This window comes from Streptomyces sp. NPDC016851 (assembly GCF_055562795.1).
In genome coordinates this window covers 171,539-182,858 of the sequence record NZ_JBVHEP010000019.1, presented here as the reverse complement: position 1 = coordinate 182,858, position 11,320 = coordinate 171,539, and the positions used below count along the sequence as shown (strand labels likewise).

Genomic DNA, 11,320 nt, shown 5'->3' with positions numbered 1-11,320 from the left:
CATGCCCAAATTCAACCCAGAAAGACAGCTTCATTTTTTTCTCGAGAATTCTTGCCAAAACTCCGACCGCCACCACTACTATGGTTCGCGAACCCCGAACCCACGAAGGGAGGTGTTCCAAGTGGATGCTGTTGAGGAATTCGACCTGAGCGCTCTGGAGATTTCGGATCTGATTGAAGATTCGAACTACAGCGACGAGACGCTTTCCCAGGTCATGGCGGCCTCGTGCACGACGACGGGCTGTACGACCAGCTCCTCGTCGTCCTCCTCGTCCTGACCCGGACAGCGAGGCACGTCACTGCCGTCGGGCGCCATTCGCGAAATGCGCGCCCGCCGGCAGTGACAACCAGCGGCTCCTTATGGTCAGCAACCCCGAAGGGAGGTAACCCGAGTGGAATCTTCGGAAGAGCTCGACCTGAACGCTCTGGAAATCTCGGATCTGATCGACGATCTGGGCCACAGCGACGAGACGCTTTCGCAGGTCATGGCGGCGTCGTGCGTGGGCACCGCCGGCTCGTGCAGCTCGACGTCCTCGTCGTCCTGACCCGGGCGGCGAGACAGGTCACTGCCGTCGGGCGCCATTCCTCGAATGCGCCCGCCGGCAGTGATGTGACCGGAGGTCCCTGTCCTCCTCGGCCAGGTGCATCGTGACCCATGGAGTTTCGTGTGCATGTCTTTGTGACGATCCCTCTCGACAGAGGTGACACGACGCTGCCGCGGACCATCCGTGGTTTCCTCATCGACCTGTTCGCTCCGCAGCAGCCGCCCTGGCCGGGTGACTACTACTTCGTACGCACCTGGGACCGGACGAACGGGCTCGACTGCCTGCAGGTCAGCCTCCAGTCCGACAGGATCACCGCGGCCGAGGCGCGTGACCGGGTCCACCGGGTCGCGGACGTCCGCGGCTTGCGGCCGGCCGTGGCGGAGGTCCCCGTCGAGGCGGTCCCCTCGCCGCTGTGGAACTGCGGGATCGGCGGGGCCGGGTTCGACGCCGCCTCCAAACGGCTCTACCGCGCCGCGGCGCCGGTTCTCGTCCGGGCCGCTTCGGCGCTCGACGGCGACAAGGCCCGGGCGTACCTGCTCGCGCTGCGCCTGATGGCCGCCAACACGGGGGCCACCGTGCTCGAGTCCGAACAGCGACAGCTGTCGTCCCGCGGCTTCGACGAGCTGCTCAGCCTGCGGATGCTCAGCTACCGCTCGCACTACGAAGGCGCCAAGAACGCGCAGGCCAAGGATCCCGACTCCTTCGAACGTCGATGCGCCCTGTACTACGACAAGCTCGGCGCACACGCTCGAGACATCGTCCGCACCTGGGCGTCGTCGGCGGCGCCCGCCGCCGGCGACGAACCGGCTCGCGCCTGGGTGGACTTCGTCCGGCAGCACTTCGGCGCACTGCGCGAGCAGTGCCGCGCCGGACTCATCGCCCACGAGGGTCCCACGCTCGACGAATTCAACGAACGCACCGACGGCGCGGCACCGCCGAGCGACTTTCACACGGGCCTGTCCGAGGAAATGTCGGACCTCCTGCACCGGAACCCGGACTTCCTGGCCTACCGGGTCCAGACGAGCCTGCTGTACAGCTGTCTCTACACGATGGGATTCAACCTGGCCGAGCGTTTCCTTTTCTGCTACATCCTCGCCCGCGCCAACGAGAACGTCTCGGGCAAGGCCACCGAGGAGTTGACGGAAGGACTCGACGCCGTCGCCAAGGAATTCGCGAAGCGATAGTTCCGTCATCGGAAGTCGTCTGGATCTGGCTCCGCACGTCTCCTGCTACGCGATGGTCCGACCGAAATAGACCTCAACGGAGGAAAATCATGCACATTGTGCTCGCTAATGTGCCGTGGAGTCCGATCGGGTTTCCATCTCTGGCACTCGGACTGCTCAAGAGGCTCACGCTCAAGGAATTCCCCGACGCCCAGGTCGACGTGGTGTACGGAAACCTCGACTTCGTGGACTGGATCACCTCGCGCCGCCCCGATTTCAGCTACGAGGACTACCGGTACTACGACCTCGAGAGCTGCTACATCGGGACCGGTGACTGGGTCTTCTCCTCGGCCCTCTACCACGACCCGAAGTGGAAGGTACCGGAGTTCCTCGAGAAGTTCGGCCCCCAGGCGACGACCGACCCCGGGCAGGACCTCGCGCACGGAACGACCGTGGAGAGCCGGACTCAGACCACGCTGTGGCTGCACGAACACGTCGAGGAGTTCACCGACGAACTCGCCGAGCGCATCGCCTCCGGCGAGCCCGATGTCGTCGGTTTCACCACCACGTTCCAGACCCTCACGGCATCCCTGGCGGTCGCCCGGCGGCTCAAGGAGCTGTCGCCCCGGACGGTGACCGTGTTCGGCGGCGCCAACTGCGAAGGGCCGATGGGCGAGGCGCTGCACCGCAACTTCGGCTTCATCGACTATGTGGTCCGCGGCGAGGGCGAGCTGGCCTGGCCGGGGCTGCTGCGCTCACTGCGCGGCGACGAGCCGGCCTTCGAGGCCGTCCCCGGTCTGTGCTGGCGGGACGCGAGCGGGACCTCCGTGTTCAACGCGGTGAGCACCAAGCCCCTGCCTCCGGCCGCGATGGTCCTGCCCCACTACGACGAGTACTTCGAGCAGTTCGCGAAGTCGCACGCCCGGTTCTGGGTGGAGCCCAGGCTGGTCATCGAGAGCTCCCGCGGCTGCTGGTGGGGCGAGAAGCACCACTGCACCTTCTGCGGTCTGAACGGCGCCAGCATGATGTTCCGCAGCAAGCGGCCGGACCAGTTCATCGACGACCTCGTGACGCTCGCGAAACGCCACCGGGTCCTCGACGTGATGATCGTGGACAACATCCTGGACATGGCCTACCTGGACTCGCTCCTGCCGCGGCTCGCCGAGGCGGAGATCGACTTGCGGCTGATGTACGAGATCAAGGCCAACCTGCGCTACGAGCAACTCGAGATCATCTCGAAGGGCGGCGTGGTCTGCATCCAGCCCGGGGTCGAGAGCCTGAGCAGCAAGGTGCTCAAGCTCATGGACAAGGGCGTCTCCGGCTGCCTGAACGTACGCATGCTGCGGGACGCCGAGTCACTGGGCCTGACCGTCATCTGGGCCTACCTCTACGGTTTCCCCGGGGAGACGGACCAGGACTACGCCGAGATCATCGAGCAGTTCCCGAAGCTGCACCACCTGGGCCCGGCCGGCGGGGACGACCGGCTCGCGGTCCAGCGCTTCGCCCCGTACTTCGAGAACCCCTCGCTGGGCTTCCAGGAGCGGTGGGCGGCCTCTCAGTACGCGCTCACCTACGACCTTCCCGAGAAGGAACTGTTCGACATCGCGTACATCTTCGACGCGACGCACCAGGGCATCGGGAACGACATGGCGTGGAAGCTGAGGGCCGGGCTGGACGAGTGGCGCGACCAGCACTGGCGCAGCCAGTTGTCCTACTTCGAGACCGACGAGGGCATCACGATCACCAACACCCGGCCGGGCTTCGACTGGGACGTCATCCAGCTCACCACCGACGTCGAGCGCGCGCTCTTCCAGCTGCTCGACCAGCCGAGGACGCCCGAGTACCTCGCACGCGAATGCGCGAAGCGGTTCGGGCAGACGGACGTCGGCGCCGTCATCGACCGATGGATGGAGCTGGGTCTGATCTTCACGGACGCCGGCCGGATGATCCACGTCGTCACCAAGGACCGCAACCAGCGGTTCATGCAGATCCAGGTGGGCCAGGGGCTGTCGGCGTCCGGCCGACCGTCTCCGACGCCCGTGGCAGTCTGAGGGGTGCGTGCGCAGTGCCAGCGATGAACGAGGTCACGACCGGTCCCGGCAGCGGGTTCGACGTCCGGTTCAGCCTGTGGCGCCACGGTGACGCGGCGGTACGGGCCATGCCGGACATGCATCTCGGCGACCGCGTGCTCGGCGGCGAGGTCATGGACGAGGCCCGTCGGATCCATCAGTCCGAGGCGCGGTTCGTGTCGATCGAACCCGTGGTCGACCTCAGTGGGCGGCCCGGGACGGAGCACATGATCCCCGTGCTGTCCTTCATCCGCGAACTCACCAGCTACGGCGTGGAAGTGGACTGGCGGGCGCGTCTGGCGCCGGACGGCCCCGAGTGGTGGGCGTTCAGCCACCTCTTCCCCCCGTCGGTCCTGGAGGGCCCGCGCGGTGACGAGGTGCTGGCCGTCTGGCGGGCGAGGTACCACGTCGGCCGGTGCTTCCTGCGCCGGGGGCCGGGCTTCGTGCAGATCCGGGACCGGCGCCACGCCGGTCTGCGCCGGCTCACGATCTCGGACAGCGCCCTCGTCTCCGCGATCGAGTCGTTGCTGGCCGACCGCGCGGCGTTCTCCCTGCCGGATGCGGCGATGTCGGTGTTCGAGAAGCAGCGCCTGGTCATCCGGATCGGCGACGCGCTCTGGTGGGCGCCGTACCGGCTGAGGCGCTGGGCGTTGCCGTCCTGGGAGGTATGAGCGGCGTGTACATCCAGATCGTCATCTGGAACCTGGAGAAGTCGGACGCCACGGTCGAGAGCCTGCGCGAGTACCTCCGTGACTACGCGGTGGACGCGTTCTCCACGCTCAGGGGGATGCGGATGAAGACCTGGTTCGCGGACGCCGAGAGGGGTTACTGGGGGGCGGTGTACCTCTGGGACGGCGTGAACATGCAGAATCCGCTGTCGGTGAGCCGGGCGATCGAACTCATCGGCTACCCGCCGACGTCCACGAGCGTTTTCGCGGTCGAGGCGATCGCGGAAGGCATCAGCGCCATCGAGTCGTTCGAGGGCGTCGGGCGCGCCTTCGAGGAGGTGTCCGCCGCGGACCCTGCCGGTGAATCGGCGTGACTCGATCCGTCAGTGGTGATCGCCGGCGTGTGAGGTGGTCACCACTGACGAACGCTCAGCGGTTGGCCGCGAGGTTCCGGTCGATCCTCTCGTGCAGCGCGATTCCGAGGGAGACGGAGACGTTGAGGGACTCCGTCGAGCTCATCATGGGGATCGAGACCGAGGCCGACGACGCCTTCTCGAACAGGTCGGAAGGCCCGCCCTTCTCGCTGCCGAACAGCAGGGCCAGCCGGTCGGGGCTGTCTCCGAGTTGCTTCACGGAAATGTCGCCGTCCGCCTTGAGCGTCATCAGCTTCATGCCGCTGTCCCGGATGAAGTCGATGGCTTCCTCGCGGCCGGAGAGAACCACGGGAAGCGAGAAGACGTAACCCCGGCTGGCCCGTTGCAGCCGCCGGTCCGCGATGCTGGTGATATCGCTGTCGACCAGGATGATCCCCGACGCTCCGAGCGCGAGGGACGTCCGCACGATCGCACCGATGTTGCCGACGATCTTCACCCCGTCGAGGACGACGACGTCCCCGCTCCGGCTCGCGATGTCGCTGAACCTGGCCGGGCGGGGGACGCGGGCGATGCCGAACGTCTTGGCCTTCCGCTCGCCCTTGAACAGCTGGTTGACGATCGAGGAGTCGATGAGGCGGACCGGAATGTTCTGCCGCCTGCACAACTCCAGCAACTCGGGCGGAAAAGGACTGCTGTCGCTGCCGTAGACCTCGATGAACTCCACCCCGGCCGCGATGCTGTGCGTCAGCGGCTCGACGTCCTCGATCAAGGTCGTCTTGATGTTGGATCGCGACGGCTTGGTGACGTCGATGATCCGCTGCACCGCCGGATCGGACGGATTGTCGATGATGTCCAGCTCAGTCATGGTCGTCCTGTTCTTCCCCGTTCGAGGCCGCGCGGTTCACGATAGCAAGATCTCAACTCCCGACGTGCCCGAGCCCTAAGGGACTGTAAGGACTTGGCTCCCGGCATTGAGCGACTCTGTTCGCGCCGTCGACTCTGTGTGCTCCCGGGCCGCAGACAAGGGAGTTCCGATGGCCACACAGACCACCGCCGAGCGTGCGCGGAAACCGCGCCGCGACGAACGCAGGGTCGTCAGCAACATCGTGCGCGGATCGATCGGCAATCTGATCGAGTGGTACGACTGGTACGCGTACACCGCCTTCAGCGTCTACTTCGCCTCCGTCTTCTTCCCCTCCGGCGACCAGACCGCCCAGCTCCTGAACACCGCCGCGGTGTTCGCCGTCGGCTTCCTGATGCGGCCGATCGGCGGCTGGGTCCTGGGCCGGTACGCCGACCGCCGTGGCCGCCGCGCGGCGCTGACGCTGTCGGTGACGCTCATGGCGGCCGGTTCGCTGATCGTCGCGCTCACCCCGTCGTACGGTTCGATCGGGGTCGCGGCGCCGGTCCTCCTGGTCACCGCGCGGCTGCTGCAAGGTCTGTCGGTGGGCGGTGAGTACTCGACCTCCGCCACCTACATGTCCGAGGTCGCCTCGCCCGGCCGCCGCGGCTACTACTCCAGCTTCCAGTACGTCACCCTCATCGCCGGCCAGCTGACCGCGCTCGGCCTGCAGATCGTGCTGCAACAGCTGCTCAGCCCCGCGCAGATGGAGTCCTGGGGCTGGCGGGTCGCGTTCGTCGTCGGCGCCGCGGGGGCGGTGGTCGTGCTGTGGCTGCGGCGCGGCATGGACGAGTCCGAGAGCTTCGAGCGTGCCGCGTCGGAAGGCGAGCAGGAGCGCGGCGGCCCGGCCCGCGGCAGCCTGCGGCTGCTGCTGTCCTACCCGCGGCAGTGCCTGGTCGTCGTCGGGCTGACCATGGGCGGCACGCTGTTCTTCTACACCTACACCACCTACCTGCAGAAGTTCATGGTCAACACCAGCGGCATCGCCAAGCCCACGGCGGCCTGGATCAACTTCTTCGCGCTGCTGGTGTTCGTCGTGCTCCAGCCGGTCATGGGCCTGCTCTCCGACCGGGTGGGGCGGCGTCCCCTGCTGATCGCGTTCGGGGTGCTGGGCACCGTGGTCGTGGTGCCCTCGCTGACCCTGCTGTCGCACACCAGCGACCCCGTGTACGCGTTCCTGCTGATGGTCGGGCCGCTGGCCGTCAGTTCCCTGTACACCTCGATCAGCGCGGTGGTGAAGGCCGAGCTGTTCCCCACCTCGATCCGGGCGCTCGGCGTCGGCCTGCCGTACGCGCTGACCGTGGCCGTGTTCGGCGGCACCGCCGAGTACGTCGCCCTCTGGTTCAAGAACGCCGGACACGAGAACTGGTACTTCTACTACGTCACCGCCTGTGTCCTGATCTCGCTGCTCGTCTACATTCGGATGCGCGAGACCTCCGACGCGTCGCCGCTGGACGAGGACGATTCCCGGTCTCGCGGCTGACGAGCGGGAAGGAGGCGACCGTGCGGGTGCTGCTGGCCGAGGACGACGACGGTGTGGCGGGCGCGCTGACCGAGGCGCTGTACGACAACGGCCACCTGCCGGCCCGGGTGCTGCGCGGCGAGGACGTGCTCGCCCGGCACCGGCAGGCGGACCTGCTGCTGCTCGACCTCGGCCTGCCCGACCTGGACGGCCTGGAGGTGCTGCGCAAGCTGCGCGCGGTCAGTGCCCTGCCGGTGGTGGTGCTCACCGCGCGGGGCGACGAGCGGTCGGTGGTGCGCGGTCTGCGGCTCGGCGCCGACGACTACCTGGTCAAGCCGGTCCGGCTGGCCGAGCTGCTGGCCCGTATCGAGGCCGTCACCCGCCGCGCCACGGCACCCGCCGCCCCGGCCTCGCGCGTCGTCCGCGTCGGCGACGTCGAGGTCGACCTCGACGCGCGCCGGGTGACGGTCGGCGGCGCCGAGGTGCGGCTGACCCCCAAGGAGTTCGAGGTCCTCGCCGCGCTGGCGGCCCGGGCCGGCACGGCGGTCAGCCGCCAGCAGCTGATGGACGAGGTGTGGGGCGACGCCTTCCTCGCCGTGTCCCGCTCGCTCGACGTGCACCTGACCCAGGTGCGGGCCAAGCTCGGCCGCCCCGAGGTGCTGACCACCATCCGCGGCTTCGGCTACCGCTTCGGCGACTGAGCCGGTCACGGACGGCAGGCCTGTTCATGCGCACCCGCGTCCTCACCGTGGTCCTGGCCTTCGTGGTCCTCGCCGTGGCCGGCTTCGCCGTCCCGCTGCTGGCCGTCACCGCCGCGCAGCGCACGCAGCAGCTCGTCGCGGCGCGCACCGCCGATCTCGACCGTTTCGCCGGGCTGGCCGAGCAGGCCGCCGAGAGCGACGACACCGGCGCGCTCACGGCCGACGTCCGCCGCTACACCGCCCTCTACGGCGAGGCCGTCGTGGTCGTCGACGCCCGCCGCGCCCCGCTGGTGCAGACGGGCGGCCTGCGCGCCGCCGACCCGGCCGTCGCCCGGCTCGTCGACGCGGCGCTGCGCAACCAGCCCGTCTCGCCCGGGGGCACGCTGCGGCCCTGGTCCCGGACCGACCGGCTGCTCGCCCGGCCCGTGGGCACCGGCACCAGGGTGTCCGGCGCGGTGGTGCTGCGGGCCTCGGTGCGGGCCGCCGCGGACGACATCGCCCTGCGGTGGGCGCTGGTGCTGGCCGGCGCCGGTCTGTTCGCCGTGGCCTGTGTGCTGCTCGCCCGTCGGGCCACGCGGTGGGTCGTACGGCCGCTGCACCGCCTCGACCGCGCGGTCGGCACCCTGGCCGCCGGACTGCCGCCCGAGCACGCGCGGGCGGGCGGCCCGCCGGAGCTGCGGCAACTGGCCACCGGCTTCAACCGCATGGCCGACGCGGTCACCACCGCGCTGGAACAGCAGCGACGGCTGGTCGCCGACACCTCGCACCAGCTGCGCAACCCCCTGGCCGCCCTGCGGCTGCGCATCGACTCGCTCCAGCCCCATCTGCGCACCTCCGCCGGCCGCACCTACACCGGGGTGACGTCCGAACTCGAACGCATGGAGCACCTCCTCGACGACCTGCTCACGCTGGCGAACGCCGAGCACCGCGCCGGTGAGCTGGCCGTCACGGACGCGCGGGAAGCGGGCTGCGACGCGACGGCGGTCGCCGCGGCCCAGGTCCGGCTGTGGCAGCCGGTGGCCGAACAGGCCGGTGTCCGCCTGGAGTTCGCCGCCGGTCCTGCCGTCCCCATGGCGTGCCCGGAGGGGGAGCTGGCCCAGGTGGCCGACATCCTCTTCGACAACGCGATCAAGTACGCGGGGAGCGGCGCCCGCGTGGCGGCACGCTGCTTCACCGAGGGCGCGGACGCGGTGTTCGAGGTGCGGGACGACGGGCCGGGCCTGAGCACCGGCGAACTCTCGCGGGCGGGCACCCGCTTCTGGCGCTCGGATCGCCACCGCGAGGTACGCGGCAGCGGCCTGGGACTGGCGATCGCCGAGCGGCTGGTGGCCGGTCACGCCGGACACGTGGAGTTCACGGCGGCCGAACCGCACGGCCTGCGCGTCCGGGTCGTGCTCCCGAAGGGGCACGCGGCATGACCGGCCCCGCCCGCCCCACGCCCCGCCGCACTGTGCTGCGCGCCGTACTCGGCGCGGCGGGCACCGGCCTGCTCGCGGGCTCCGCGGCGGCGGACGCGCGGCGCGCGGACAGCGGCCCGCAGGGAGAGCTGAGGATCGCGACCGGCGAGACCGACGGGTTCTACGCGGCCTTCGGCCGACTGCTCGCGGCCCAGGTGACGGCCGTCTACCCCCGGCTGTCCTGCGAGGTGGTCCACAGCGAGGGCAGCGTGGCCAACGTACGGCTGCTCCGGGCCCGCCGGGCCGACGTGGCCCTGGCCCTGTCGGACATCGCGTGGGCGGCGTACGGCGGCACCGCGCCGTTCGGCCGCCGCGTCCCGCTGCGCGCGATCGGCAGGGTCTACGAGAACTACGTCCAGTTGGCCGTGCGCGCCGAGGCGCCCCTCCACAGGGTGTCCGACCTGGCGGGCCGCACCGTCTCGCTGGGCGCGCCCGCGTCCGGCGGTGCCGTGCTCGGCGACCGTCTGCTGCGCGTCGCGGGCCTGACCCCCGGCGCCGACGTACAGGTCCGGCATCTGCTGATGCCTGAGGCGGCCCGCGCGATGCGGGCCGGCGCGATCGACGCGCTGCTGGTCGCGGGGGGTGTACCGCTCCCCGTGCTGTCGGGGCTGGACACCCGCCCCGGCATCCGTCTGTTGCCCCTGTCCGGCCTGCTGCCCCGGCTGCGCGCCGGCCTCGGGCCGGAGGGGTCGGGGCTGGAGGCGGTGACGGTGCCGGCCGGGGCGTACCGGGGGACCCCCGAGGTGCCCACCATCGGCGTCGCCAACCTGCTGCTGTGCCGCCCCGGCCTCCCCTCCCCCGTCGCCGCCGCCCTCACCCGCGTCCTGGTCCGCCGGGCCACCCGGCTCGTCCCCGCCCCGGCGCTCGGCACCCAGTTCCTCGACGCCCGCAGCCTGATCTCCACCGGCGCCGTCCCCCTGCATCCGGGGGCGGTCGCGGCCTATCGCGAACTGCACGGCTAGTGAGGTTAGGATCCTGGTCATGGCCCTGACCATGAGCGACGTGGACCGGTTCGAGGCAGCCAGGCCCCGCCTGGAGGCCATCGCCTACCGGCTCCTCGGTTCCGCGAGCGAGGCCGAGGACGCCGTGCAGGACACCTTCCTGCGCTGGCAGGCCGCCGACGTCGACCGCGTCGAGGTCCCCGAGGCCTGGCTGACGAAGGTGCTCACCAACCTGTGTCTCAACCAGCTCACCTCGGCCCGCGCGCGGCGGGAGACCTACGTGGGCCAGTGGCTGCCCGAGCCGGTGCTCGCCGGGGACCCGATGCTCGGCCCGGCCGACACCGCCGAACAGCGTGAATCGCTCTCGTTCGCGGTCCTCGCCCTGCTGGAGCGCCTCTCCCCCAACGAGCGGGCGGTGTACGTCCTGCGGGAGGCGTTCGACTACCCGCACCGGGAGATCGCCGAGATCCTCGACATCACCGAGGCCGCCAGCCAGCAGATCTTCCACCGTGCCAAGAAGCACGTCGCGCAGGGCAGGGCCCGCACCGAGGTCGACGAGGCCGCCGCGCGGCGGATCGTCGACGAGTTCCTCGCGGCCGCCACGAGCGGCCGGACCGAGCCGCTCGTGCGGCTGCTCACCCAGGACGCCATCGCGGTCGGCGACGGCGGCGGGAAGGTCCCGGCCCGCGCCAGGGCCTTCGAGGGTGCCCTCGCGGTCGCGAAGTTCATGCGGGGCCTTTTCAAACCCGGCAAGGCCAAGCGCGACCTCGTCGGCGGATCGCCCGACGTCTACGCCACGACCGCCAACGGCGACCCGGCCCTCGTGGTGGTCCTCGACGGCCGGGTCATCGGCGTCATGTGCCTGGAGGTCACCGCCGAGGGCATCGCCGCGTTCCGCAGCCAGGTCAACCCCGACAAGCTCGAACGCGCGACCAGGCTGTGGGCGGCTTCCGACCACGGCGATCCCCTGCTCACGGTCTTCTGACCCTGCCGACCATGATGTGACCTGCTTCACACCGCATTCCTGTCAGGAAAGAGCG

12 protein-coding genes are annotated in these 11,320 nt (G+C 70.0%); 11 read left to right on the top strand and 1 reads right to left on the bottom strand.

All coding sequences use genetic code 11. The features are described from left to right. Position 1 precedes the first annotated feature (1 nt). From ACZ3I3_RS28040 to ACZ3I3_RS28015, 6 genes are all read left to right on the top strand, one after another. Entirely contained in the window at positions 2-277 is a 276-nt protein-coding gene (locus ACZ3I3_RS28040) for a thiocillin/thiostrepton family thiazolyl peptide (protein ID WP_467369594.1), read from the top strand. 114 nt (positions 278-391) lie between these two features. After that, positions 392-544, top strand: coding sequence for a thiocillin/thiostrepton family thiazolyl peptide (locus ACZ3I3_RS28035; RefSeq protein ID WP_467369592.1), 153 nt, complete (start codon positions 392-394; stop codon positions 542-544). A 122-nt stretch (positions 545-666) separates the two neighbouring features. Beyond that, positions 667-1,728 (top strand): hypothetical protein, encoded by a 1,062-nt coding sequence (locus ACZ3I3_RS28030; protein ID WP_467369590.1) that lies wholly within the window; start codon positions 667-669, stop codon positions 1,726-1,728. An 89-nt stretch (positions 1,729-1,817) separates the two neighbouring features. Then, positions 1,818-3,758: a RiPP maturation radical SAM C-methyltransferase gene (locus tag ACZ3I3_RS28025; protein WP_467369588.1), complete on the top strand. Its 1,941-nt coding sequence runs from the start codon at positions 1,818-1,820 to the stop codon at positions 3,756-3,758. 23 nt (positions 3,759-3,781) lie between these two features. Then, the gene (locus ACZ3I3_RS28020; protein WP_467369586.1) at positions 3,782-4,447 is read left to right on the top strand and encodes a DUF5825 family protein; all 666 of its coding nucleotides are present in this window, start codon (positions 3,782-3,784) and stop codon (positions 4,445-4,447) included. Next, entirely contained in the window at positions 4,444-4,818 is a 375-nt protein-coding gene (locus tag ACZ3I3_RS28015) for a hypothetical protein (protein WP_467369584.1), read from the top strand. The genes ACZ3I3_RS28020 and ACZ3I3_RS28015 overlap by 4 nt, the downstream gene beginning before the upstream one ends. Positions 4,819-4,873: 55 nt before the next feature. Here ACZ3I3_RS28015 and nshR read toward each other — a convergent pair whose 3' ends face one another. Next, a complete protein-coding gene (gene nshR, locus ACZ3I3_RS28010; protein ID WP_467369582.1) occupies positions 4,874-5,683 on the bottom strand; it encodes an NshR/TsnR family 23S rRNA methyltransferase in 810 nt (269 codons plus the stop codon). A gap of 169 nt (positions 5,684-5,852) precedes the next feature. On the opposite strand from nshR, the gene ACZ3I3_RS28005 reads away from it, so the two are divergent. The 5 genes from ACZ3I3_RS28005 to ACZ3I3_RS27985 are packed head-to-tail and all read left to right on the top strand — an operon-like array spanning position 5,853 to position 11,265. Continuing rightward, complete coding sequence (locus ACZ3I3_RS28005) at positions 5,853-7,202, top strand: MFS transporter (RefSeq protein WP_467369580.1); 1,350 nt, start codon at positions 5,853-5,855, stop codon at positions 7,200-7,202. A gap of 20 nt (positions 7,203-7,222) precedes the next feature. Next, a complete protein-coding gene (locus ACZ3I3_RS28000; RefSeq protein ID WP_467369578.1) occupies positions 7,223-7,882 on the top strand; it encodes a response regulator transcription factor in 660 nt (219 codons plus the stop codon). A 26-nt stretch (positions 7,883-7,908) separates the two neighbouring features. Next, the gene (locus ACZ3I3_RS27995) at positions 7,909-9,300 is read left to right on the top strand and encodes a sensor histidine kinase (protein ID WP_467369576.1); all 1,392 of its coding nucleotides are present in this window, start codon (positions 7,909-7,911) and stop codon (positions 9,298-9,300) included. Beyond that, on the top strand, positions 9,297-10,301 hold the full coding sequence (locus ACZ3I3_RS27990) for a TAXI family TRAP transporter solute-binding subunit (RefSeq protein ID WP_467369574.1): 1,005 nt from the start codon (positions 9,297-9,299) through the stop codon (positions 10,299-10,301). The genes ACZ3I3_RS27995 and ACZ3I3_RS27990 overlap by 4 nt, the downstream gene beginning before the upstream one ends. A gap of 19 nt (positions 10,302-10,320) precedes the next feature. Continuing rightward, the gene (locus ACZ3I3_RS27985; protein WP_467369572.1) at positions 10,321-11,265 is read left to right on the top strand and encodes an RNA polymerase sigma-70 factor; all 945 of its coding nucleotides are present in this window, start codon (positions 10,321-10,323) and stop codon (positions 11,263-11,265) included. The last annotated feature ends 55 nt before the right edge of the window (positions 11,266-11,320 follow it).